At 67.2% G+C, this 23,537-nt stretch carries 21 protein-coding genes and 1 pseudogene; 5 read left to right on the top strand and 17 right to left on the bottom strand.

Going from position 1 to position 23,537, the window contains the following annotated elements; genetic code table 11:
* Window positions 1–148 precede the first annotated feature (148 nt).
* From PI246_RS11015 to PI246_RS11005, 3 genes are read left to right on the top strand one after another with little or no spacing between them, the layout of a single operon-like run.
* The gene (locus tag PI246_RS11015) at window positions 149–694 is read left to right on the top strand and encodes an RNA polymerase sigma factor (RefSeq protein WP_320551344.1); all 546 of its coding nucleotides are present in this window, start codon (window positions 149–151) and stop codon (window positions 692–694) included.
* The gene (locus tag PI246_RS11010; RefSeq protein ID WP_320551343.1) at window positions 691–1,722 is read left to right on the top strand and encodes a FecR family protein; all 1,032 of its coding nucleotides are present in this window, start codon (window positions 691–693) and stop codon (window positions 1,720–1,722) included. Before PI246_RS11015 ends, PI246_RS11010 begins: the two co-directional genes overlap by 4 nt.
* Before the next feature lie 25 nt (window positions 1,723–1,747).
* Window positions 1,748–4,234 carry a TonB-dependent siderophore receptor gene (locus tag PI246_RS11005; RefSeq protein WP_320551342.1) on the top strand — a complete coding sequence of 829 codons (2,487 nt, stop codon included), beginning with the start codon at window positions 1,748–1,750 and terminating at the stop codon, window positions 4,232–4,234.
* Here the strand turns inward: PI246_RS11005 and PI246_RS11000 are convergent.
* The 6 genes from PI246_RS11000 to cyoA form a co-directional block, all read right to left on the bottom strand.
* Window positions 4,222–5,154: a DUF535 family protein gene (locus PI246_RS11000; RefSeq protein WP_320551341.1), complete on the bottom strand. Its 933-nt coding sequence runs from the start codon at window positions 5,152–5,154 to the stop codon at window positions 4,222–4,224. The genes PI246_RS11005 and PI246_RS11000 overlap by 13 nt on opposite strands.
* A gap of 142 nt (window positions 5,155–5,296) precedes the next feature.
* Window positions 5,297–6,076: an SURF1 family protein gene (locus PI246_RS10995; protein WP_320551340.1), complete on the bottom strand. Its 780-nt coding sequence runs from the start codon at window positions 6,074–6,076 to the stop codon at window positions 5,297–5,299.
* Entirely contained in the window at window positions 6,073–6,477 is a 405-nt protein-coding gene (gene cyoD / locus PI246_RS10990; RefSeq protein ID WP_320551339.1) for a cytochrome o ubiquinol oxidase subunit IV, read from the bottom strand. Before cyoD ends, PI246_RS10995 begins: the two co-directional genes overlap by 4 nt.
* Window positions 6,474–7,109 (bottom strand): cytochrome o ubiquinol oxidase subunit III, encoded by a 636-nt coding sequence (gene cyoC / locus PI246_RS10985; protein ID WP_407069805.1) that lies wholly within the window; start codon window positions 7,107–7,109, stop codon window positions 6,474–6,476. The genes cyoD and cyoC overlap by 4 nt, the downstream gene beginning before the upstream one ends.
* Window positions 7,102–9,075, bottom strand: a complete 1,974-nt coding sequence (cyoB, locus tag PI246_RS10980; protein WP_320551700.1) for a cytochrome o ubiquinol oxidase subunit I — start codon at window positions 9,073–9,075, stop codon at window positions 7,102–7,104. The genes cyoC and cyoB overlap by 8 nt, the downstream gene beginning before the upstream one ends.
* Window positions 9,076–9,142: 67 nt before the next feature.
* Window positions 9,143–10,201: a ubiquinol oxidase subunit II gene (gene cyoA, locus PI246_RS10975; RefSeq protein ID WP_320551338.1), complete on the bottom strand. Its 1,059-nt coding sequence runs from the start codon at window positions 10,199–10,201 to the stop codon at window positions 9,143–9,145.
* A gap of 169 nt (window positions 10,202–10,370) precedes the next feature.
* On the opposite strand from cyoA, the gene PI246_RS10970 reads away from it, so the two are divergent.
* Together PI246_RS10970 and PI246_RS10965 are read left to right on the top strand one after the other, a co-directional pair.
* The gene (locus tag PI246_RS10970; protein ID WP_320551337.1) at window positions 10,371–11,729 is read left to right on the top strand and encodes an MFS transporter; all 1,359 of its coding nucleotides are present in this window, start codon (window positions 10,371–10,373) and stop codon (window positions 11,727–11,729) included.
* Window positions 11,730–11,801: 72 nt separating this feature from the next.
* Window positions 11,802–12,233 (top strand): Ada metal-binding domain-containing protein, encoded by a 432-nt coding sequence (locus PI246_RS10965; protein ID WP_320551336.1) that lies wholly within the window; start codon window positions 11,802–11,804, stop codon window positions 12,231–12,233.
* Window positions 12,234–12,245: 12 nt separating this feature from the next.
* Here the strand turns inward: PI246_RS10965 and PI246_RS10960 are convergent, their stop codons facing one another.
* From PI246_RS10960 to trbG, 11 genes and pseudogenes are all read right to left on the bottom strand, one after another.
* A complete protein-coding gene (locus tag PI246_RS10960) occupies window positions 12,246–13,232 on the bottom strand; it encodes an NAD-dependent epimerase/dehydratase family protein (protein WP_320551335.1) in 987 nt (328 codons plus the stop codon).
* 10 nt (window positions 13,233–13,242) lie between these two features.
* The gene (locus PI246_RS10955) at window positions 13,243–13,785 is read right to left on the bottom strand and encodes a DUF2058 domain-containing protein (RefSeq protein WP_320551334.1); all 543 of its coding nucleotides are present in this window, start codon (window positions 13,783–13,785) and stop codon (window positions 13,243–13,245) included.
* 27 nt (window positions 13,786–13,812) lie between these two features.
* Window positions 13,813–14,409 carry a hypothetical protein gene (locus PI246_RS10950; RefSeq protein ID WP_320551333.1) on the bottom strand — a complete coding sequence of 199 codons (597 nt, stop codon included), beginning with the start codon at window positions 14,407–14,409 and terminating at the stop codon, window positions 13,813–13,815.
* The gene (locus tag PI246_RS10945) at window positions 14,406–15,410 is read right to left on the bottom strand and encodes a fimbrial protein (protein WP_320551332.1); all 1,005 of its coding nucleotides are present in this window, start codon (window positions 15,408–15,410) and stop codon (window positions 14,406–14,408) included. The genes PI246_RS10950 and PI246_RS10945 overlap by 4 nt, the downstream gene beginning before the upstream one ends.
* A gap of 80 nt (window positions 15,411–15,490) precedes the next feature.
* Window positions 15,491–16,465: a fimbrial protein gene (locus tag PI246_RS10940; RefSeq protein ID WP_320551331.1), complete on the bottom strand. Its 975-nt coding sequence runs from the start codon at window positions 16,463–16,465 to the stop codon at window positions 15,491–15,493.
* 35 nt (window positions 16,466–16,500) lie between these two features.
* Window positions 16,501–16,947, bottom strand: a pseudogene (locus PI246_RS10935) (conjugal transfer protein TrbN); the annotation flags it as partial.
* The gene (gene trbL / locus PI246_RS10930) at window positions 16,944–20,009 is read right to left on the bottom strand and encodes a P-type conjugative transfer protein TrbL (RefSeq protein WP_320551329.1); all 3,066 of its coding nucleotides are present in this window, start codon (window positions 20,007–20,009) and stop codon (window positions 16,944–16,946) included. The gene trbL and the pseudogene PI246_RS10935, both read right to left, overlap by 4 nt.
* 61 nt (window positions 20,010–20,070) lie before the next feature.
* Entirely contained in the window at window positions 20,071–20,964 is an 894-nt protein-coding gene (locus PI246_RS10925) for a hypothetical protein (protein ID WP_320551328.1), read from the bottom strand.
* Between the two features lie 34 nt (window positions 20,965–20,998).
* Window positions 20,999–22,132, bottom strand: coding sequence for a TrbI/VirB10 family protein (locus PI246_RS10920; RefSeq protein ID WP_320551327.1), 1,134 nt, complete (start codon window positions 22,130–22,132; stop codon window positions 20,999–21,001).
* Window positions 22,133–22,236: 104 nt separating this feature from the next.
* Window positions 22,237–22,569, bottom strand: coding sequence for a hypothetical protein (locus PI246_RS10915; protein ID WP_320551326.1), 333 nt, complete (start codon window positions 22,567–22,569; stop codon window positions 22,237–22,239).
* 68 nt (window positions 22,570–22,637) lie between these two features.
* Window positions 22,638–23,528, bottom strand: coding sequence for a P-type conjugative transfer protein TrbG (gene trbG, locus PI246_RS10910; protein ID WP_320551325.1), 891 nt, complete (start codon window positions 23,526–23,528; stop codon window positions 22,638–22,640).
* Window positions 23,529–23,537: the final 9 nt, after the last annotated feature.

Genomic DNA, 23,537 nt, shown 5'->3' with positions numbered 1-23,537 from the left:
GTACGGTCCATTTCAATTTTCGTGGGCTCGCACGTCTAGGGGTTTCGCCGGTGCGGAAATCGGCGTTCGTCCCTGCCCGTACGGGCGTCGATTTCCCACCGTGCGAACCTACGATCCTCCCCAGCCCATGAACGCGGTCAGGCACACCATGGATCCAACCGAGCCGGCGGGTCCGCCGGCCAGCGATACGCGGGCGGCGCAGGTCGTGGCCCTGTTTCGCGAGCACAACGCGGCGCTCGTGGCCTTTCTGCGTGCCCGCCTGAACTCGCTGGCGGACGCCCAGGAAGTGGCCCAGGAGGTTTACCTGAAACTGCTGACGCTGGATGAGCGGACCGCCATCGATTCGCCGAGGGCGTTCCTGTTCCGCATGGCGTCCAACCTCGCCGTGGATCGCCTGCGCATGCGTAACGTGCGGTCCGCCGCGCCGCCCGACCCGGATCACGACGACTGGCACCTCGCGCCCGTCCCCGAGCAGCACGCGTCGGCGATGGAGCAATGGCGCGACCTGCGCGACGCGCTGGACGAACTGCCGCCCAAGACCCGCCGCGCGTTCGTGATGCATGTGCTCGACGGTCGCGACTTCGACGCGGTCGCCCGTGACATGAACCTCAGCGAGCGCATGGTGCGCTACCACGTCAGCCGTGCGCTGATCCACTGCCGTGAACGCCGCGACCGCGCGGAGAGCCCCCGATGACCCCCTTCCCTCCCGCGCCCGACCAACCCGCTCCGGACGAGCGCATCGACCACGTCGCGGCGGACTGGTGGGCGCGATTGCGCGATCCGGCCCTCCCCGAGCAGGCGTGGCACCAGTGGAGCGCGTGGTTCGAGGCCCATCCCGACCACGCCGCGGCCTTTGATCGGGTGGCCGCGCTCGCCGAGCGGCTGGGTACGATGACCGCCGCCCAGCGCGCCGCCTTCGTGGCCCGCTTCGCGCCAGCCGCCGTCACGCGCCGCGGCCCGTCGTGGCGCGCGCTCGGCCTCGCCGCCAGCGTGGCGGTGGCCGTCGCGGCGGGGGCCATCTTCCTCGCCTGGCGTAGCCATCCCGGCGATACGCCCCGGCAGTACGCCAGCGAGACGGCCGGCCGGCGCGACATCGCCCTGCCCGACGGATCGAGCATCGAACTGGGGGGCGCCAGTTCGGTCACGGCGCATTACGGCCGGGACGAGCGCGCGGTGGACCTGGACGCGGGCGAGGCCTTCTTCCGCGTGGCGCACGCGGAACGCCCCTTCGTGGTGAACGCCGGGCCCCTGCGCATCCGCGACCTCGGCACGGCCTTCAACGTGCGCCGCACCGGCGAGCGGGTCACCGTCACCGTGACCGAGGGGCGCGTGCGGGTCTCCCCCGCCCAGGGCGGCAGTGATCTCGGCCCGATCGAACTCGGCGCTGGCCGGCAGGTGTCCTACGACCCGACGACCCAGGCCATGCGCATCCTCGACGCCAGCCCGGACAGCGCGCTGGCCTGGCGCGGCAACCGGCTCGAATTCGTCAACGAGCCGCTGGATTCCGTGCTGGCCAACGTCAGCCGCTACAGCAAACGGCCGATCCGCCTGGCCGACCCCTCCCTGGGCAAGCTGACGTTTACCGGCACGGTGCGGGTCGATACCATCGACAGCTGGGTTGCCGCGCTCCCGCGCGTGTTTCCCGTGAGGGTGGAGTCCCACGCCGACCGGCTCGAACTCGCCCGACAGACCTCCACGCCGCGGAGCGCCAGGCCGCGCTGAAACACCTTCGTTTGGGACCGTCCGTTTGCCGTACCGGGTTCGCTGGCGTCGCTGCGTCACCTCCGGCGCCTTCGCGCTGGTTCTCGCGCTGCCCGCGGGTGCGTCCGACGCCCCGGACGGCGGCGCAGGCGCACTGGGCGTGCCCGGTGCGGCGATGTCGTTCGCCATCGCGCCGCAGCCCCTCGCCACGGCGCTGCTTGCCTGGGGCAAGCAGACCAACGTGCAGGTGCTCACGGCCTCGGGCTCCATCGCCAATTGGCGCTCCAGCGGTGCGCAGGGCGTGCTCACGCCCAACGCCGCGCTCGACGAATTGCTCCAGGGGACCGATCTGGAACGTGAAGCGTACGATCCGCATACCGTGGTCGTGCGCCAGAAGCCGAAACGGGGCGATGCCACGCCGCTCGATCCCGGCGTCGCCTTCGACAGCGGCAGCGTGGTGCCCCTGGCGACGGTGGATGTCAGGGGGCTGATCACCGAGGACGGCTTCAAGACCGACACGTCTCGCACGGCGACGCGCAGCGAGGCCGCGCTGGTCGACGTGCCGCAATCGGTCAGCGTGGTCAATCGCGAGGTGATCGAATCGCAGCAGGCGGTGGCGCTCGGCGATGTGGCGCGTTACGTCGCCGGCGTGCAATACGTGGACGGCTACGGCAGTTCGCCGCTGTTCCTCATCCGTGGCTTCGACGCGGGCCACGGGATGACCGACGGCATGCCCAACGGCGTGGCCCGCACGGAAGACCTGCCGCCGCTGATCGGCATCGAGCGGGTGGAAGTGTTGCGCGGACCGGAGGCGATCCTCGGCGATACCTCGCAGAACAACAACTTCGGCGGTTCGATCAACGTCGTGATGAAGCGGCCGCAGGCCGACACCGTGCGCCAGCTGACGGCCTCGGTCGGGGAATACGACGGTACCCGACTGGGCCTCGACCTGGCGGGCCCGGCGACATCGGACGGTGCGTTCACCTACCGCCTCGTCGCCGCCGGCCAGCGCGGGGCGAGCACGCCGCAGGGGCATGGCGGGGGACGCGCCAGCTACCTCGCGCCGTCGCTGGCGTGGACTCACGGCGGCACCCGCGTGATGGGCGGGCTCGAGTTCATCGACAATCGCGTGCCCGGGCCGGAGCACACCGTGCTGCTGGGGCCTTCGCTGTCCGCGGCATCGCCGTATCGCGATCCCCCCGGCACGCCGAGCGATCTGGCGGCGTTTCGCACCGCACGCGCGGTGTTCGAGATCGACCAGGCGCTGGGCGACGACTGGACCTTCCACAGCCAGGGCCAGTACGTGCGCCAGCGTAGCAGCGGCCGCAACTGGTCGTACGATCCCGCCGCGCCGCTCGCGCTGTTCTCGACGGTGGCGCGGCGCTTTCGCTATTCGGCCGATTACTGGACATGGCAGAACGACCTCGCGGCCCGTTTTCGCCACGGCGACGTGACCCACGACGTGCTGCTGGGCGTCGACGTGGCGCGCACGCATTCGGGCGACGGTGACACCTCCACGCCGGCGGTCGGCGCGTCGTCGGTCGTCGCCGAGCAGCGCGACTCGTTCGTCGCGACGCGACCGGTCGCCTTCGACCTGCGCACCGGCACCGGCATCAGCGACGGCCTGGCCAGGCTGCGCGTGCTCGACACCGAGGCCAGCGTGAGCGTGCAGCCGCTGGCCGGCTCGTGGCAGACGAACGCCGGTGTGTTTCTCCAGGACCAGATCGCCATCGGCGAGCGCTGGAACGTGTTGGCCGCCCTGCGCCGCACGGACTATCGGCTGGAGACCCACTACCCGGACGGCGGCCCCCGGCGCATCGACAAGTCGCGCTGGGTTCCGAAGCTCGGCGTCGTCTACAAGCTGACACCGGGGGTATCGCTTTACGCCGACACGTCCGTGGGCTTCCAGCCCAATCCGCTGCTCGGCAAGGACGGCCAGCCCCTGCCCGCCGCCACCTCACGCCAGGTGGAACTGGGAGGCCGTTTCGACCTGTTCGACCAGCGGGCCCGGATCACCGCCGCGCTGTATCGCATTCGCGTCGACCACAGTGTCAGCCTGGTCTCGCCCGAACCGCCGTTCTTCGCCACGCCGGGGCCGGGGCAGACCAACCGGGGCCTGGAGCTGGAATTCACCGGCCGCGTGGCGCCCGGGTTCGACGTGCTCGCAAGCCTCACCGAGACGCGCATCGCCAATCACGACGATACCCGCGTCACCGGTGCGCCCAGGCACCAGGCCGCCGCGTGGGCCAGCTACCGTTTCGGCCAGGCCGCCGTGAAACCGTGGGGCATCGCCGCCGGCGTCGTCGCGCGCAGTCGCAGCCTGGGCCGCACGACGGCCGACGGTCAGTACTTCGGCATCCCGGGCCAGGCGAGCGTGGAAGCGAACGTGTCGCGGTATGGCACGAACTGGCGGGTGACGCTCGGGGTCAAGAACCTGCTCGATCGCACGCTCTACGCGGTGAATTTCGACGAGACCTTCGTGCCGATCCGCCAGGGCCGCGTGGTGCTGCTCACCGGCAGCTACGACTTCTGAGGCTGGCGCGCGAAAGCGCGCAGCGCGACCTGGCAGGCATCCCGGCCGAAGGCGTCGCCGCGCGCGGTGGGGCTAGTCTTGTCTCGCGCGGGTATCTCGTAGCAGCCGGCCACACCCGGTCGTCCACCATGGCGACGCCAGAAACGATCGTTGGCGATCGCCATGAGCTTGCCGCGTCGTTCGACCGGCCGTGCCGCGTCGGCGACACCGCGCAGGCGCAGGATGCCGTAATGCGCCGCCAGGGCCCGGACCACCGCGAGCAACAGATCGCGCGGACGTGCACCACCGCTGGCGCGGATGAAATGCGCGGTGGCGGCCCGTCCAAGATAGGCCCACGCGCCACGCACGCCCCCGATCAACAGCCCTTCGGCACCGCCGAAGGTGATCGCGCAGGATGCGACGACTTCTTTCTGGCCGTTGAGCAGGTACAGGCCGAGTTCGCCGCTGCGCTCGTCTTCCGGCGCCCGCGCGTGAAGGTAAGCCATCTGTCCTTGACCCAGTGGCAGGGTGGCCAGGCGTACGTCGTGGCCCTTGAGCAGCCGGTCGCGCAATCGGGCGGGGAATTCCCGTTCGACAAAGCGGTAATGGGCTTCAAGTATGCGGGCACGCGTCGCGAGGTCGAATTCGCGGGAGATGTGAGGCGCGCGCCAGCGTTCGAACAGGTGGGGCTGGCGCTCGGCCACGGCCCTCAGGTCGCGTGACGCGTCGACCAGGCGCAACCAGGTCGCCTGGCGCTGCCAGCCCGCGAGGCTGTCGAACAGGTAGCCGAGCCGGCTTTCCGGGAGCGCCTGCCGCCGACGCAGCGTGGACCGGCGGCGCAGGTGGTCGAGAACCAGACGGAGCCCGCCTCGCTCGCTACCGGGGCGAGGCGCTACGGCGAGGCTGTCGAACGCGCGAGGGGCGGGAAAGCGGGGTTGCATGCCATGTAGACGTGCGACGCGCGGGAAACTGAAACGCGGATCGGCGTCGGGGTCGCCGAGGCGATCGGGTCGCAGCCGGCACCCAGCGGCACGGGGCCTACCGACGGGATGGGAGCCGATCGTATCGGCGATTCGGGGTGGCTCAGCGACCGCGCTTGCGCCGCTCGTCGCGCCATACGATCCACCCGCCCAGCAGGGTCATCGCGGCGAGGGCGTACCACGTGATGGCGTACTGGAGGTGGTTGTCAGGGAACGAAATCACGGTCAGGCCGCCCACCGGACCCTCGCTGCCATCCCCCTGCGACAGTGACGACGCGGCATCGGCGTCGACGAAATACGGCGCGGCGTCGGATACGCCCTCGGTTTTCGCGATGGCCGCGACGTCGCGCGAGAACCAACGCCCGGCCGCAGGCTCGTTGTCCTGCAGGAACGCTCCCTTGGGCTCGCTGATGCGTAACAGTCCCGTCACCGTGACCTCGCCACCCGGGCCGACGGCGCAGTCGGCCTTACCCGCACACCACGTGGGTGACACGAAACCGCGGTTGACGATGACCACCTCGCCGTTCGGACGGCGCAACGGTGTCATCAGCCACGAACCCAGGCCGAGCTCGGTGCTGGCGCGCACCCGCACGCTCTTCGTCGGCACAAACGTGCCGGAGACGCGTACGCGGCGGTATTCATCATTGGCGGCGTCGATCGACGGCCACGCGTCGCGACCGGGCGCGTCGACCGCGGCGGCGTGCACGCGCGCATCCACCCGCGCGATGAGCGCGTGCTTCCACGCGCGACGGTGCACCTGCCACGTACCGAGGGCGACGAAGCCCGCGAACAGGGCCACGCCCAGCAGCGTCAGCAGGCCCAGAACGACGACGCCGCGCGGAGGGCGCGGCGTCGTCGTGGCATCGGTATCGCGCGCGCTCAAGGCAGGTTCTTCACCTGTTGGGACATGTCGTGCGACATGCCCGGCATCATGTTGGCGTTGAGGTGATACATGACCCAGATCGAACCGGACAGGGTGATGACCACCAGCACCAGGGTGAAGATCAGCGCCAGCATGTTCCAGCCGCCTTGCGACTTGGTGTCCATGTGCAGGAAGTAGATCATGTGCACCACGATCTGGATGGCGCCGAAGACCAGCAGCACCACCGCCAGCGTCTGCGCGTTGGGGATGACCTTGCCCATCACCAGCCAGAACGGGATCGCCGTGAGCACCACGGCGAGGAAGAATCCCGTCATGTACCCCTTGAGGGTGCTGTGCGGGGCGTCGTCCTCGTGATGCGCGTGGTCGTCGTGGTGATCGTGCGAATCGACGTGCGTGCTCACTGCAGCACTCCCATCAGGTAAACGAAGGTGAAGACGCCGATCCAGACGACGTCGAGGAAATGCCAGAACATCGACAGGCACATGATGCGGCGCTTGTTCGCCGGCGTGAGACCGTGCTTGCCGACCTGGAACAGCAGCGTCACCAGCCAGATGATGCCAAAGGTGACGTGCAGGCCGTGGGTGCCCACCAGCGTGAAGAACGACGACAGGAACGCGCTGCGCTGCGGGCCGGCGCCTTCGTGGATGAGGTGGGCGAACTCGTAGAGCTCGATGCCGAGGAACGCCGCGCCGAACAGGCCGGTGATGATGAGCCACGCCATCATCGTGCCCTTCTGGTTCTTCTGCATCTCCAACACGGCGAAGCCGTAGGTGATGGAAGACAGCAGCAGCATCGTGGTGTTGATCGCCACGAGCGGCAGTTCGAACAGGTCGGCGCCCGACGGACCGCCCGCGTAGCTGCGGCCCAGCACGCCGTAGGCGGCGAACAGGCAGGCGAAGATGAGGCAGTCGCTCATCAGGTAGATCCAGAACCCGAGCAACGTGCCGTTGGCCGGGTGATGGTCTTCCTTCATCCAGAACTGGAGCTTCTGGCCCGCGGCGGGCGCGGTGGAGGAGGCATGCATATCAGACATGGGCGGCGAGCTCTTCCGTACGGGCGGTCTCGGTGCGTTCGACCACATCCGCCGGGATGTAGTAGTCGCGCTTGTAGTTGAAGGTATGGCCGATCGCCGTCACCAGCAGGCCCACGAAAGCCAGGCCGGCCACGAGGAACATGTGCCAGATCATGGCGAAGCCCAGCACGAAGGCGAAGCCCGCGATGATGATGCCGGCGCCCGTGTTGCTGGGCATGTGGATCGGCAGGTAACCCTCGGTGCGACGCTCGGCTTGGTGGTCCTTCATCTGCGACCAGGCATCGAGATCGTGCACCACCGGGGTGAACGCGAAGTTGTAGACCGGCGGCGGCGACGAGGTGGACCACTCGAGCGTGCGGCCGCCCCACGGATCGCCCGTGACGTCGCGCAGGGCATCACGGCGCTTCCAGCTGACGAAGAGCTGCATCAGGAACGAGCCGATCCCAAGGGCGATGAGGCCGGCGCCGACCGCCGCGATCTGGAACCAGATCTGCAGCGACGGATCCTCGAAGTGGTTCATGCGGCGCGTGACGCCCATGAAGCCAAGCACATAGAGCGGCATGAAGGCGACATAGAAGCCGACGAACCAGAACCAGAACGAGCACTTGCCCCAGAACGGATCGAGGCGATAGCCGAACGCCTTGGGGAACCAGTAGTTGATGGCGGCGAACACGCCGAACACCACGCCACCGATGATCACGTTATGGAAGTGCGCGATCAGGAACAGGCTGTTGTGCAGCAGGAAGTCGGCCGGGGGCACGGCAAGCATCACGCCGGTCATGCCGCCGATGACGAACGTGACCATGAAGCCCACCGTCCACAGCATCGGCACGTCGAACTTGATGCGGCCGCGGTACATCGTGAACAGCCAGTTGAAGATCTTCGCACCCGTGGGGATCGAGATGATCATCGTGGTGATGCCGAAGAACGAGTTGACGCTCGCGCCCGAACCCATGGTGAAGAAGTGGTGCAACCACACCAGGTAGGAGAGCACCGTGATCACCACGGTGGCGTAGACCATCGAGGCGTAGCCGAACAGGCGCTTGCGGCTGTAGGTCGGCACGATCTCGGAGAAGGCGCCGAACAGGGGCAGGATCAGGATGTAGACCTCGGGGTGGCCCCAGATCCAGATCAGGTTCACGTACATCATCGGGTTGCCGCCGAAGTCGTTCGTGAAGAAGTTGGTACCGATGTAGCGGTCGAGCGAGAGCAGCACCAGCACGGCCGTCAGCACCGGGAAGGCGGCGACGATGAGCACGTTGGTGCAGAGGGAGGTCCAGGTGAAGACGGGCATCTTCATCATGGTCATGCCCGGCGCGCGCATCTTGACGATGGTCGCGATCAGGTTGATGCCCGACAACGTGGTGCCCACGCCGGCGACCTGCAACGCCCATATGTAGTAGTCGACGCCGACGTCGGGACTCTGCACGAGCCCGGACAGCGGCGGATACGCCAGCCAGCCCGTGCGCGCGAACTCACCCACGAAGAGCGACGCCATCACCAGCATGGCGCCGGAGACGGTCATCCAGAAGCTGAAGTTGTTGAGAAACGGGAAGGCCACGTCACGGGCGCCGATCTGCAGCGGCACCACGTAGTTCATCAGGCCCGTCACCAGCGGCATCGCCACGAAGAAGATCATGATCACGCCGTGGGCGGTGAAGATCTGGTCGTAGTGATGCGGCGGCAGGAAGCCTGGGTTGCCGTTGAAGGCGATGGCCTGCTGGGCGCGCATCATCAGCGCGTCGGCGAAGCCGCGCAGCAGCATCACGATGCCCAGCACCATGTACATGATGCCGATCTTCTTGTGATCGATGCTGGTGAACCATTCGCTCCAGAGGTATCCCCAGAGCTTGGCGCGGGTGATGAGCGTCAGCACCGCGATGCCGCCGATGGCGACCATGGCGAACGTGGCGATGAGGATGGGCTCGTGATACGGAATCGCCTCGAGGGAGAGGCGTCCGAAGATCAGCTTGACTAGATCGGGCGTATTCATGACCGGGGGCTCGGCTAGGCTTGAATTCGGTGGGGCGCGCTCAGAGCGCGCGCCCGGCAGGGGACGTGGCCGTGCCGCCATCGCGGCTCAGGCAGAGCGCGCCGACGTAGCGCCGCTCGGCCTCGGTGAGGCCCAGGCGCGAGCGCAGGGCAGCGCTCGTGGTCACGTTGTAGGCACCCACGATGCCCTGTCCGCCCTGGCGGTCGAGCGCCATCATGTCGTTCTGGCACATGCGGTCGGACTCGACGCAGCGGTTGAGGATGGCGTTGTAGAGGCCGGGCGCGACCTTGGCGTAGTAATGCACCGGCTCGCGTTCGCTGGGCTGCTCCAGCTTGAGGTAATCCTCGCGGCTCAGGTTGCCGCCCTGGGCGCGGGCCTTGGCCACCCAGCTGTCGAACTCCGCGTCCGACACGCTATGGAAGCGGAAGGTCATGTCGGAGAAGCCGGCGCCGCTGTAGTTGGCGGAGATGCCGCCGAAGTCGCCGGTCTTGTTCATCACGGCGTGCAGCTGGGTCTCCATGCCCGGCATGGCGTAGATCATGCCCGCCAGGGACGGCACGAAGAAGGCATTCATCACCGTGGAGGCGGTGATGTGGAACTCGATCGGACGATCGACCGGCGCCGCCATCTCGTTGACCGTGGCGATGCCCTGCTCGGGATAGAAGAACAGCCACTTCCAGTCGAGCGCGACCACCTCGACCACCAGCGGCTTGGTGCCGGCGGCGACCTGGCGGGAGGCGTCGATCTGGTCGATGGGGCGGTAGGGATCGAGCTTGTGGGTGCTCGTCCAGGTGATGGCGCCCAACGCGATGATGATGATCAGTGGGGCCGACCAGATCACCAGCTCCAGCACGGTGGAGTGGTTCCAGTCCGGATCGTATTCGCCGTGGGCCGCCTTGTTCGACTCCCGGTATTTCCAGGCGAAGAGCAGGGTCAGCGCGATGACCGGGATGATGATAATCAACATCAACACGACGGAAATCGCGATAAGGTCGCGCTGCTGCCGGGCGATGTCGCCCGCGGGCGAGATCAGCACGGCATCGCAGCCCGACAGGAGCAGGGCCAGGGCGGGGATCAGCAATCCGCGCAACATCTTCATGGACATTCGCATGATGGGAGTAGATCGTGGGGACACAAAAAGGTACGCCGTTCCACCTGTCACGGCCATAGGACACATTGTCCCATGCCGTGTGTAGGGCGGGGGAATTCCATCCCGCCCGATCTTCGCTATGCTGTCCCCAACGCCACGAATTCGGGGTAAGAACACGATGTCAAGCCTTTCACACGCCGATCACGTCGGCCCCGGCGTCCAGGCCCAGAACGATCTGGCCCACCACCACGGCGGCGCCGCCCACGCGGCCGTCGCGCCGGGCGAGATCGCCGTCGGCGTCGTCATCGGCCGGGCCTCGGAATACTTCGACTTCTTCACCTATGGCATCGCCTCGGTGCTGGTGTTCCCGTCGGTGTTCTTCCCCTTTCTCAACCAGTTGGACGGCATCCTGCTGGCGTTCGCGATCTTCTCGCTGGCCTTCATCGCCCGTCCGATCGGCACCACCCTGTTCATGGCGATCCAGCGCCAGTGGAGCCGCAGCACTAAGCTCACGGCCTCGCTGTTCCTGCTGGGCACGTCGACGGTGTGCATCGCCTTCCTGCCGATGAACACGTCCGGCGGCTACGGCGTGATCGTGGTGCTGGGCGTGTTGCGCTTCATCCAGGGCATCGCCCTGGGCGGCTCATGGGACGGCCTGCCTTCCCTGCTGGCGCTCAATACGCCCAAGGGGCGCCGCGGCTGGTACGCGATGCTCGGCCAGGTGGGCGCGCCGATGGGGTTTCTCATCGCCGGCTCGCTGTTCCTGTTCCTGAATACCCAGCTGTCCCGTGAGGATTTCCTCGGCTGGGGCTGGCGCTATCCGTTCTTCGTGGCGTTCGCGATCAACGTGGTGGCCCTGTTCGCCCGCCTGCGCCTGGTCGTCACCGAGGAGTACACCCAGGCGCTGGAAGAACGCGAACTGGAGCCCATCGGCATCATCGAGATGTTCCGCGCCCAAGGCTACAACCTGTTCATCGGCGCCTTCGCGGCCTTGGCCAGTTATGCCCTGTTCCACCTCGTGACGGTGTTCCCGCTGTCCTGGATCGCCCTGTCGCGCTCACAGGACATCAACAACGTCTTGATCGTGCAGCTGGTCGGCGCCTGCGTGGCGATCCCGGCCACCGTGGCATCGGGCGTCATCGCCGACAAGATCGGCCGTCGCAACACCCTGGGCACCATGGCCGTCCTCATCGGCCTCTTCGCCATCGCCGCGCCATTCCTGCTCGACGGCGGCAAGGTGGCCCAGGACATCTTCCTGGTGGTCGGTTTTGCCCTGCTTGGCCTGTCCTACGGGCAGGCCGCCGGTACCGTTACGGCCAACTTCGCCCGCCGCTACCGCTACACCGGCGCGGCCCTCACCACCGACTTCGCCTGGCTCTTCGGCGCCGCCTTCGCTCCCCTGGTGGCCTTGGGCCTGTCGCAGCGATTCGGCCTGGTCGCCGTGAGCGGTTACCTGCTGTCGGGCGTGGTCTGCACGCTGCTGGCCCTGCGTATCAACCGGGCCCTGGAGACGGAACGTCCCAAGCCCGCACACTGAAAACGCGCCACCCACGACTCGACGGGGCCCCTTGCGGGCCCCGTCTCATTTCGGGTTGCGACGAGCGGACACTTGCTCCACCCTTTCCCGATGCTCTTCGATCTGCCCGACCACGAGACCCTCTATCGCGCCCTGCTGGACCGGGATACCGCCTACGACGGTCACGTCTATGCCGGTGTCATCCCGACGGGCGTGTTCTGCCGGCCGAGTTGCCCCGCGCCGAAACCAACGTTGGCGCACGTCCGCTTCCACGACTCGGCGGCAGCCTGCTTACGCGCGGGCCTGCGCCCCTGTCTGCGGTGTCGTCCGCTCGATCCGGTCGGCCAGCGCGAGCCCTTGGTATCTGCCCTGCTCCGCCAGCTTGAGGACGACCCGTGCCGAACATGGACGAACGACGACGTGGCGGCCCTGGGCTACGAGCCGTCGGTGGTACGCCGCACGTTCCAGCGCCAGTTGGGCATCGGCTTTATCGAAATGGCTCGCCTACGCAAGGTGACGGGCTGAGCCGACGGCACGTCATCCCAGGACGGGATAGACGCCGTCGGTAAAGACGTGGCCGTGGTAGCCCTTGCGGCCGACCTGCCGTGCCAGCTCGCTGCGGAAATCCTCACCCCGACGCAGGCTGTCCAGAACGAAGGCGAAGTCTCGCCGGGGTGTCCAGCCCAGGTCACGCACGGCACGGCCGCTGTCGTAGACGCGGTCGAGCGACGGCAGGAGAGCCCAACCTTGCCGGGCGTAGAGGTCGTCGACCCCGGGGAAGTAGCGCCGGACCACGGCGGGTGCGTCCTCTCGCAACGCCGCCGCATCCGTCCGCTGGAACGGCGTGGGGGCCGAGATGACGTAACGACCGAAGCCCAGCGCAGGCGCGCGTTCGAGGGCGAGCCGATGCGCGTCGACGATGTCCTCCATGTCGGCGCGCCGATAGAGCAGCTCGTTGGCCTGCATGTTCAGCGCGCCGTAGGCCGATCGAACCGACGCGTTGTCGTCATCTTCGGGGAAAAAGCGCGCCGTGCGCAGCACCAGCGTGGGCATGTTGTCTTGTCGCGCCGCGAGCTCGCATAACGTCTCCGCGGCGAGCTTGGTGGCGCCATAGATGGTGCGGGGCACGGGCCGCACGTCTTCATCGATCCACGCGGCCGGCGCGGCCGGTGCCGGCGACAGCGCGGCACCGTAGGCACTGGTGGTGCTGGTGAAAACGAACGCGCGCACGCCGTGCGCCACCGCCGCGTCGAGCAGGGCCAGGGTGCCCGCCACGTTGGTATCGATGAACTGGCGCCGGGTATGGGTGGCGATGTGCGGTTTGTGCAGCGTCGCGCTGTGGATCACGCCGCGCACGCCGGACAGCGCATCACGGACGAATGCCTCGTCGGCGATCGATCCGACGAGGTCGGTGTAGGGGGACGGTGTCACGTCGAGCCCCCGCACGTCATGCCCCAGGCCGCGCAGGCGGCGTACCAGCGCCTCGCCGAGGTGGCCCGCGCTGCCGGTGACGAGCAGGGTCATGCGCGCTGGCTTACCAGATGAGATCGTCGGGGACGACGAACTGCTTGTAGTAGTCGTCATCCTCGTCGGGCGGCGGCGGATCGCCTTCCTTGCGACCGTGGTCGAGGGCGATCCGCGCCGGATCGCGCACGTGGATCTTGTCGGCGGCCGCCCGGGGCAGCAGTTCGAAGCCATCGTCGTGGCGGACGATGGCAAGGGTGCCCGCCGCCAGTTGAGCCCGCTGGGCGTCGTTGACGAGCACGCTGGCGATGCGGTCGCCGTCGGTGAAGCGGTACGCGATGTCGCCGTCACGCTTGACCCGCGAGGCCTCGATGATCTGGCGGACCTGGGCCTGCACCTCTTTCGCGCGGGCCTCGGCATTGCGTTCGGCCGCCAGGGCCCGGTCGCGCTCGGCCCGCTCCGCCTGGAGGCGCTGGGCGTCGACCCGCTCCTCGGCGGGGGCGGCCTGGGCCTTGCCCTGGCGCTGCTTCGCCTGCTCGCGGACGACCTTGGCCACCTTGTCTTTCTTGACCAGCCCGGCCTTGAGGAGTTGTTCCTGGAGGGGATTGCGCATGCGACGTATCGATCGGCGGGAAGCGGCCTAGTCTAGCGCGGTGTCGGCGCCCCGCACGCCGAGCCGATCGAGTTCGGCGACGAGTTCACCGGCCAGGCGCGCGCTGGGAAATCCCCGGGCGTCGGCGGTGTAGCGCAGGATGCCCGCCGCAGCCGCCCTGCCCCCGCCGGAAGGCTCCAGCCGCCAGCGCAGCGTGCCGACCGCCAGGCCAGACCGGGCGTCACGGACCAGCGCGGCGGGAAACAGCACCAGCCGGTGACCCGCGCTCACCTCGTCCAGCGCGAGCAGCGCTTTCTCCGGCAGCGCACCGTCGATATGGCGTCCGCGGCCCTCGTCGAAGACCGTGACGTCCACCGGTAACGCGTGCCGGTCGACCAGGCCGGGTACGTCCACCGTGCGCGCCTCGAAGCCCGCGTCGCGAAGGCGCCGGGTAAGCGTGTGGGCGAAGGTCGACGCATCCGTGCGAAGCAAGGGGTCGGCGGCGGGATGGAGCGGCAGGAGCGACAGCACGTCGAGCCGGCCGATCGACGGTGCCGCGCCCAGGCGGTGCCCGGCCCCGGACACCGTCGCACAGCCGCCGACGAGGGCGGCCATCAGGATCGGCCCGGCGATGCGATAAGTCATAAGAATTCAACCATCAAACGTAGCTGGCGGGAAAAGCGCCCCCCGCCGATCGGCGAGCCCGCCTGCCTGAGGCGCGCGTGGAAGGTGAAGCGCTGACCGTTACCGAGGGCACCGAGCACGACGGGACGGGCTGGGGCGATCGCGCGCAGGTCGGCGGTGGCCAGTTGCAGGGCCACGTGGCGAGGGCCGGGCAAGGCGAAGCCCTGGGGGTCGTCCGGCGTCGCGTCGCTGGGGATGCCGAACGTAAACCGGGCGATGAGCCCTGCTGGATACGGGCAGGACGACACGCGCAAGTGAAACGGCAGCCAGGGTGTCGCACCGTCGGCGTTGCGGAAGTCGGCGACACCGTAGTCGCCCATCCGCACGACCTGATGGAGATCGTCGACGACGATGCCGCAGGCGGGCCGCTGGAGCACCACGCCGGCCATTTCGAGGGTTTCGTAGGCCAGTCGCCCACCGCCCTTCGTGTTGGTGGCGAACGACTGTCCGACGACACCAGGATCGAGGCGGCCGAAGCGCAGGGGCCCTGCCACGCGCACGATGTCGTAATGGACCGATTCGTCCGTGACGTCCACGGGCGTGCCGCCGATGACCACCCATCCGTTGTCGAGGTTCCAGTGCGTCGCCGACGGATAACGGAAGTGCTCGGCGTCCTTGCGCCTGACGGACACCTTGAGGCCCAGGCCCGAAGGAAGGCCACCGATGGTGAGCGGGCGGGTATCCCCCGCCGACACGGGCACCCACACGTGGTCGAACGTGATGACGCCTTTCTTGCACTGGAGCACGTGAGGCTCGCCGCTGCGCAGGCCTTGCCCCGTGGCCACGACCTGGCCGGGAAGGCTCCCGCCGGCGGGGATGCCCGCGTGTTCGTAGGCCGTGCCGATGCGATAACTCACCTTGCCCACCGATTCGCAACCCCACTTGGCCCATGCGTCGGGCACGTACATCGACGACAAAAGAACGACGGAAACGACCGCCTTCCTCGCTGCGTGGAAAGACATCGGGGCGCACTCCTTGGCCAGACCCGCGACACGGCGGGCAAACGATCAGGTGGGATGCGCCCAGCTTAATGGCGTGGGATTTACAGGTAGTCCACCTGTACCCGGATCACCCGTGAGAAAACACCGCCCTCGACCGTAGGCTTCGTCTCGCGCAGACGCACGTTGAAGTCATAGGCCTCGCCGGAGCCCAGCGCATTCATCTCGATGGGTACGCCCGGCGCGATCGTCTGGCGATCCTTCGTGCCCAGCTCCATCGCGACGTTCTTCGGACCGCGCAACGAAAACCACGCGGGGTGGGTCGCATCGGCATCGCCGGCGCCACCGAACGTGAAACGCGCGATCAGACCGACCGGATCGCTGCAATGCTTCACCCGCAGGCGGAAATTCTCCCAGGGCGTGGCGCGTTCCGGCGTGGCGAAGTTACTGAGGTTATAGGCGGGTAGCTCGATCGGTTTCTTCGCGTCGTCCCAATCGATGCTGCATGCTTCGCGACGAAGGACGAGGTCGTAGACCTGCATCGAACGAAACACCACGAGCCCTCCACCCACCTTGTCGACGTTCGACTGCGCGATCGCCCGACTGTCGATCTTGCCGAAGCGAACGGGGCCGGCCATGCGATAGATTTCGTAGCCGACCGAGTCCATGTCGCTTCGCACCTGTTCGCCTTGCGCCATGGTGCGATCGATATCGTGGGGAAATGGGCGGCGAACGCCATCGCGCTCACGCAGGAACAGGCGTAGCCCCACCCCCGCGCGCTGCCCACCGACGGTGAGTGGCAGCAAGCCTTCGGTCTGCCGGTTCTCCCACCGTCCGCGAAAAGTGACGCGGCCCTGGTTGCAGGTGAGCAGCAGCTTACCCTCACCGGCCGCCTCACCCTCGCGCAGCAGTTTTCCCTCGGGATCGCTGTTGCGTACGTCGACGAACGTCGTCTGGCCGATCTGGTAGGTGGCGAGGTTGACGTGGGTACAACCGGCGGCGGCGAGCGCCTGCCCGGTCACGCCGGATGAGAGCGCCAACGCACCCGAGAGCGCCCGGCGTAGGGAAAAAGTCGGCATGGTGATCACTTGGTTACCTGGGAAGGGGAGTCCACGACGATGTCGCGGGTGGAAAAGTGCGTCGCCAGCCACGTCGACCAGCGCACGGCCCGCCGAATCAGCGCCGCGCGATATCGCGCGTTGAGCTGCGGCGTGCGCGAGTGATAGTTGGCGGCGCGTGCCCATACATCGCCGGCGTCGTCACGCAGATGGCCGCGGATGCGCCACGCCGCGAGCTGATAGGCGTAGCAGCCGGGCGCGGCCACGTCGTGCGGGGAGATGCCGTAGCGCGCCAGCTCGCGCAGATAGGCGGTGTTGAACTGCAGTGCGCCGACGTCCTGCGTGCCGTTCGCGTTGCGAACCCACTGGCCCGGCCGTCCCGCTTCCTGCTCGGCGATGGCGAGGAGGATGTTCGCCGGCACGTCATAGGCGATCGCCGCGCCCAGCGCACAGGCCACCATGGCTTGCTGCTCGGCGGGAATATCCGGAAGCACGTCGATCATGGGGCGAGGCCGGCATTAGGCGTTTCGCCGGACGGCGGGGTAAGCGGCAACGGTTCGCCCTCCGTGGCGCTGTGGGGCGTGGCGACAGCGATACCGTCGTGATCCGCGCGACGTCCAGGCATGGCATCGTGAAGGGCGTGGCTCACGTCCGTGGTGCCCGGACGCAGGGTCGTGGCATAGCCTGAGGCGGGCACGGCGGGGTCGGCCTCGTTGCCGCGATGCGCTCGTGCGGTGGCTACCGTCGACGTCCGGGGCGAGGCCGCCACGGCCGGCATGGGTGTGTCCCGCGGATGCACGGAGGGGCCCTGGTCGGGCATCGCCACGGGGGACGTCATCGGCTGGACCGCCACCTGCACGTGTTCCGTCGTGCCCGGTGACGCAAAGGACGCAAGACTTACCGCGGTCGCTTGTCCGATGTGCACATCCGAGCCGCGTCGCGGCGGGCTTGTCTCCGACGGCGGCTCAATGCCTCGCTGCATGGCGATGTCGGCGGGCCGACGTGTAGCCATGGGCGCATCACCCAAGGCACGATGCGCCGGCGTACGCGGCATGACCGTGATCTCCGCGTCGAGGCTGTGCAGCCGCGTGGCGGGATGACCAGCCTGCAAGAGAGCCGTCTCGACCGAGGTTGCGGGACCGAAAGGGGCCCGCGCCTTCGGCACATGAACGGCGGACGACGCGTCGACCTCGCCATACGCCACAGACGACAGATCGTGTGAGATCGATGCAGGGGTCCTGGGAAGGTGGACCAGACGATCGGATGGCCTTGCGGACACATGGGCGATGGCGGTGCCGGCGTCGTCGGCCGGGAGCGTCGTGGTCATGCCCGGGCCAACGATCAAGGACAACATTGCCGGACCGGATGACCGCAAGAGCGAGGCGTCGTCGCGCGCGGCCTGGGTCACGCTCGGGATCGAACGGCTTTCGTCGGTCGCCGACGATGTCGCCCCATCCCTCATCGCCACGTCGCCTGTGACCGGTTGCGTGGTCACAGGGTCTAGTCCCGCGCCACCGGGCAGCGCTGTACCGGTCGGGATGCTGATCCCCTGCGTCACGTCGGCGACGACCGTCCGACCGATCGCCGGACGCTGGGATGACGCCGCGTGGTCGTATGCCGGGACGTCCTTGGGTCCGGTTCGCAGGTCGGTCGTATCCACGGCGTGCGTCGGCGCCTTGGTGGCGACGCCGTCCAGAGGCTCGGGACGCGTCGACACTTGCGGAAGGGACGGCATGGATCGCGTGCCCACGTCGGGCGGTACGCCCTGCCCGACCGGCGCCATGCCCGGTACGACCGCCGACGGCGATGTCGCATCCAGTGCCACGCTCGGCTGATCCAACGAGCCCGAGGAAGGCATGTCCATAGGCGACGATGTCCCGGGCCGCAGTCTCTCCGACACCGGCTGTCGAGGTACTGGTTTCCCCCTGGGCGTAGTCGTGGCCTGCACGGACATATCGTCGAGGTGGCGGCGCGCCTCGGCTGCGAAGGCAGCATCGATCGCCGATCTGGCTTCAGGCTCATGCCCGGATGCGACCATGAAGTCGTTCGGCGATGCCACATCGGCGGAGACGGAGCCATCGCGTGCCGCGACAACCTCGTGCGCGTGGTCACGAGCTGCGGCGCTGACACGCGTCCTCCCGTCCGGGCGTCGACCCGATGCCAGCGGTTCGGCCGATGAGGCGTGGGAGTGCTCCGCGTCGACGTCACCTCCCGTCATCGCGTAGGCCGTCTGCGTGGTGTCATGCGGCCACGCCGGCGATTCGCCGTTGCCAACACCGCCGGGCGTCGCGGTCGTTGTAACGCCCGACAGGCTCAGGTCGGGCCTGATGCGTCCGACGGGACGGTCACGCTGTGCCGTCAGGTCCGCTATCGGGCTTGCTCCCAGGGGACGCCAACGCGGCGCCCCACCCGGTGCGTAAGCCGCGTGGGTGGACGCCTGCCGCGTCCATGATCCTCCGGACGGGATGATCACCTGGGTCTGGAAGGGTTCCGGCACGCTGGACATGCCCACGGCGGAACGTTGCACGGCGTCCATCACCGAGTCGGCCCGCACCGACGCACGACTCTCGCTGTCCGAACGGTGGCGGGCTTGCGCCATATGGGCGGCCAGGGAGCCGACGGACGCCATGGCCGCCGTGCCTCCCGCACCGATCGCCGAGCCGACGACACCGGCGGTGCCTGCGTAGAGCCCCAGGTTCGAGCCGGTCACCATCGCATAGAGCATCTGCGGAACACGCAGCGCCAGCACGAGCAGCAGGATCGACACCGGCAGGATCAGACCCATGCGGGGATAGCTCACGACGCCGGATCGCGTCTGCATGGCCGCGCTGGCCAGTTCCCCCAGAAGCTGGGCGCCCTGGTGACCGATGATGCCGAGGGCGAACATACACAGGCCGATCGCCAGGACATGCTTGTAGAAATTGATCGCAATCGGCGACGTCCACCGCGCGCCGCCGAAGCCGAGCAGGATAATGCCCGCGTAGCCCATCATCCACGCGGCGATAAGCAACAGCAGGAACTGCGCCGTGACGAGGGACAGTACGACCATGGTGCCGATACCCAGCAGGTTGGCGACGATCATTTCGCCCGTCTCGGCTGACTCGGTGCCTTGCAGCATGTCCAGGTAGACCTGGATGCCGATGCCACCGATGTCGTTGCCGCGACTGATGAACGACGACGCGTTCGGGCTACCGCTGAACAGTTGGAAGAACGAATCGACGATGTCGCCGACGAAACCCTTGCTGCCCCGCAGGTCGGACGCATTGACCAGCAACCAGTAGAAAAGGCTGGTAACGATGACGAACCGTGTCAGCTCCATCAGCATCTCGCCGATGTCCTGACGCATCACCTGCATGCCCATCGTCCAGACGAGACTTATCGCGGCGAGGCTCCAGAAAAGTTGCGTGGCCGCATCGAGCACCCGCTCGTCGCGGGCGTATTGCTGGAACAGGCGATGGAAGCTGCCCACGAGGGTCTTGTCCAGATCGTCGGCGGCCAGGGCGTCGCCCGACAACGTCGACAGGACAAGAAACGCCATCAGGCGGATGAGAAAGAAAGCAGGCATGCGATCCATGACAGGTGGCGTCCATCGGAGCGCCGTCGGCATAACGGCGCTCCACCAGGGGTCAGAACGTATCGGCGAACTCGGGGCGGTCCTTCTTCAGCGAGCTGCTCGCCTCCCTGAGGCCGCTGCGAAGTCGCGCAGACGTCGCGAGTGCGCGCGATTCCTTGTCGGCGCCCGCCTGGGCCTGCGTCAATCGCGCCGCCTCGGATACGAGCAGCATGGAACGCAGCTGCATGAGCTGGTTGACCTGCGACTGGGCCATGGCATTGGCGATCTGCATCTGCTGGCCATGGCCTTGCGTGGTCTTGTTCAATGTCGACAGGGTGGCGACGGCCTCGGCTTCGCCTTGGAGACCGGAACGGTGCTCCTTGATCGACGCCAGCCAGACGTCGTTGGCGGCCTTTCGGGCGCGCGACCCTTCGAAGCCGGCGAGGTCGCCGTCTTTCGCATAGTCCGACGCGGCTTTGTACTGTGCGGCGTAGTCGTCGTCGGAGCGACCTCCCGTCACCCGCTCGAAAAAGTCCTTGACCGGGGAGGGTATGGGAATGATTTCTTCTCCCGGGTTGTTCTTGTTGATGATCACGGTGAAGTTCTTGTTGACTTCGATATTCTTGATGGCGATATCCGCGGATATCGACGTCGACTTATCGATGTTTGTGGTGCTCTTGTTGATCTCAGTCGTTGTGTTGTTTATCTGGCTCGTCGTCGTATTGATGGCGGACGTCGATTGATCGATGGAGAAGGTCTGGCTTGATATGGCCCGGGTCGAGTTGTCGATATTGTTGGTGTAGTAGTTGACCGTTCCCTCGTCCTTCTCCTGAAGCTGCTTGGCGATTTTCTTTAGCTGGAACCAGCTGGGAATGTCCCATACCAGACCAAAGGCGGACGCATCATGCGTCGATAGCGCCAGGGCACCGACGGTCATCGAGCAAACGAGGGTCTTGAAACGTTTCATGCATGGTTCTCCACGGGCTCAACATTGGGCGGATTTATCTGAAAGGCGTATACGGTCTGTCGAATGTCATGTCCTTCACGGCCATGACGTGGAACCGGTATCCCGGTCGTATCCTCAACGTGGGTGCGACGTCGAGGTTCTTCCGAAGCATTTCCGTGGCGACCATGCCTAATTGCTGTGCCAGCGACTGACTGAGAATGGTCGCGTTGGAGGTTCCGTAGGGATCGTTCTGGGGGTTGGTCGTCGACGACGTCAGGCCCGCTGTGATGCCCGATAGGAACACCGCCGATCCCAGGATGCGCAGGTAATGACGATCGACCTTGTCGCTGAAACCCGCATAGCCCGCACCGTCGACGCCGTCCATCGCACCGATATCCAGGGCTTTTCCGTCCGGGAAGACGATGCGTTGCCAGGCGACGAGCAGCCGCGACTGACCGTAGAGCACATGGTGGTCGTAGCGTCCGATGAGACGGGCGCCCTGGGGTATGAGCCGATATCGGCCGGTCGCCGTGTCGAAAACGTCCTGGCTGACCTGGGCGATGATCTGGCCGGGGATGTCCGAATTCACGCCGGAGATCATGATGGCCGGAATAACGGCACCGGCGCGCAAGGCGTAGGCGCTGCGAGGCGCCTCAAGCGCGGTGTCCAATGCCCAGCGATCGGCCTCGGCGCCCGCCTTGCGGTCGAACGATGCGTACCCGTTCGGCGTTTTGCCCGCGTCGGTGGATGAAGCCGGTTCGGTCGGCGGCGGCTTCGCGGCATCCTCGGGCACAGGGGGCTTCGCAGGCACCGCATCGGGCGTCGCCACCGACGTCTTCGCGCGAAGCGCGCTTCGCAGGAGACTCATGCGCTCGTCGGCCTGCGCGTCCGCGATGGCGGGCGCGGGGACGGTGCCACCCGTACGCCGTGGTGGCAACGGTGGCAGGTCGTCGTCCGGAACGGGCGCCACCGCAATCGCCGGCATGGACGATTCGCGCGCTTCGGCGTCCTCCACCAGACCCGCCGTCGCACCCTCGATGAGCAGCCGCTCGGGTATCGGGGGGCTCTCGGCCACGACGCCCTGCGCCGCATCGGATGCACCATGCGACACCTCGGCACGGCGGGTGATCATGGACGCGACGAGGATGACGAAGACCAGCAGTACACCGCCGATGATAAGCAGGGGCACATTGTTCACTCGCCGGACGCCGCCCGCGCCGTCACGCGGATTGTCCTGAATCTCTGGCAGGCCCCCGTCGTCAGCGACATCGACGTGACGCTTATCGGCCGCGTTCATTCGCTTCGCGTCCATGGGCCACCTGCATAGGCCGTCGCGCCATCGACGATCCAGAGACGTGTATACCGTACCGGACCGGCGGTGACCGTCACGAGGTACTGGCGATCGGCCAGGGTCGTCACCTCGCAATTGAGAAGGGATGCCACCGGGTAGGTGCCCACGCGAAAACCGTGTCCGCGCAACGACGCATAGATCGCCGTCGTAAGTGCTCCGGTGACAGCGACCGGCGCGAACGCGGTGACGGACGGATCGAACGCCTGGTCGAACAACGCCGTGACGTCGGCGACGACGACACGGCGTAGCGGGTCGACATCACCCGGCGACGGCATGGGCGGGCGGACGTCGGCGCATGCGCAGACGGCACCGAGAGCGAGCAAGAGGCCTGTGCGCCACACGGTCAATGCGTCCTCTCGATGGTGACTTTGCGCTGGGCGCGTCCCGCGCCCGCCACCAGAATCGCCTTGTCGAACAGCGTGTCGACCACGTAGCGTCCATCCTGGAGGCGATAGTTCACCATCACCTCGTCATCCTTGCGAAACAGCTTTCCGCTCTCGCGGATCACCAACAACGTGGGGGCTTCGCCCTGGGCGAACGTCGCAGGCATCTCGATGATCGTCTTGACACCATCGTTGTAGACCCGTGCGGGCCTGAAGTTCGCATCGCCACTCACGCGATAGTCGAAATCGAGCTGGCCGAGGTATTCATTGGGCCGTGAAGCGGCTGCAGTCACGCGCTGGTCGGCCACCCGTTTCTTTATGTCCGCCCACTTGGCCGACGACGCACTAGGGTAGGAAAAGGCGACGCGAGGCATGTATTCGGTGCGATGGGAACGCAGACGCAGGTGGTAGGTCCGCCGGTCGGTGGTCACGATGAGGGACGTCTCCAGACCGACGTCGAGCGGCTTGATCACCAGGTGCTGGATCGCTCCATCGCCACTGCCCGACAGGGCCGGTTCGACCAGCCAACGCACCGCGTCGCCCAGGTTGACCGAACTCACCTGTTCGCCGGGCTCGAGTTCCACGTCGCAGACCTGTAGCACGGCGCAGACGATGCTGGGTTGCGACTGCCCGAAAAGAAAGCGCAGGGTGCCGTCGGGCCCGGGAACGGGCCGGACGGCGGCCGACGTATTGGCGATCCACTGGCGTGAGATATCCAGGCCGGCTTTTTCGCTCGGCGTAAGCGTCGGGTTGTTTCCCGACAGGGGATCGACGGTTCCGGCGGCGGATTGGGCCAGGGCGGCACACGGCAGCCCTGTCGCCAGAAAAGCGAGGACGATGGCTTTGAACACAGGAGGCCT

It is taken from the genome of Luteibacter sahnii, from assembly GCF_034063545.1.
GTDB lineage: Bacteria > Pseudomonadota > Gammaproteobacteria > Xanthomonadales > Rhodanobacteraceae > Luteibacter > Luteibacter sahnii.
The sequence above is the reverse complement of the archived record's forward strand: the minus strand, read 5'-3'. Positions and strand labels throughout refer to the sequence as shown.

What these genes read in the sequence shown, in the direction of transcription:
- PI246_RS11015 (WP_320551344.1), top strand. Translation starts at nt 149, where the DNA reads ATGGATCCAACCGAGCCGGCGGGTCCGCCGGCCAGCGATACGCGGGCG.
- PI246_RS11010 (WP_320551343.1), top strand. Translation starts at nt 691, where the DNA reads ATGACCCCCTTCCCTCCCGCGCCCGACCAACCCGCTCCGGACGAGCGC.
- PI246_RS11000 (WP_320551341.1), bottom strand. Translation starts at nt 5,154, where the DNA reads ATGCAACCCCGCTTTCCCGCCCCTCGCGCGTTCGACAGCCTCGCCGTA.
- cyoC (WP_407069805.1), bottom strand. Translation starts at nt 7,109, where the DNA reads ATGTCTGATATGCATGCCTCCTCCACCGCGCCCGCCGCGGGCCAGAAG.
- cyoA (WP_320551338.1), bottom strand. Translation starts at nt 10,201, where the DNA reads ATGAAGATGTTGCGCGGATTGCTGATCCCCGCCCTGGCCCTGCTCCTG.
- PI246_RS10970 (WP_320551337.1), top strand. Translation starts at nt 10,371, where the DNA reads ATGTCAAGCCTTTCACACGCCGATCACGTCGGCCCCGGCGTCCAGGCC.
- PI246_RS10960 (WP_320551335.1), bottom strand. Translation starts at nt 13,232, where the DNA reads ATGACCCTGCTCGTCACCGGCAGCGCGGGCCACCTCGGCGAGGCGCTG.
- PI246_RS10955 (WP_320551334.1), bottom strand. Translation starts at nt 13,785, where the DNA reads ATGCGCAATCCCCTCCAGGAACAACTCCTCAAGGCCGGGCTGGTCAAG.
- PI246_RS10950 (WP_320551333.1), bottom strand. Translation starts at nt 14,409, where the DNA reads ATGACTTATCGCATCGCCGGGCCGATCCTGATGGCCGCCCTCGTCGGC.
- PI246_RS10945 (WP_320551332.1), bottom strand. Translation starts at nt 15,410, where the DNA reads ATGTCTTTCCACGCAGCGAGGAAGGCGGTCGTTTCCGTCGTTCTTTTG.
- PI246_RS10940 (WP_320551331.1), bottom strand. Translation starts at nt 16,465, where the DNA reads ATGCCGACTTTTTCCCTACGCCGGGCGCTCTCGGGTGCGTTGGCGCTC.
- trbL (WP_320551329.1), bottom strand. Translation starts at nt 20,009, where the DNA reads ATGCCTGCTTTCTTTCTCATCCGCCTGATGGCGTTTCTTGTCCTGTCG.
- PI246_RS10925 (WP_320551328.1), bottom strand. Translation starts at nt 20,964, where the DNA reads ATGAAACGTTTCAAGACCCTCGTTTGCTCGATGACCGTCGGTGCCCTG.
- PI246_RS10915 (WP_320551326.1), bottom strand. Translation starts at nt 22,569, where the DNA reads ATGCCGTCGCCGGGTGATGTCGACCCGCTACGCCGTGTCGTCGTCGCC.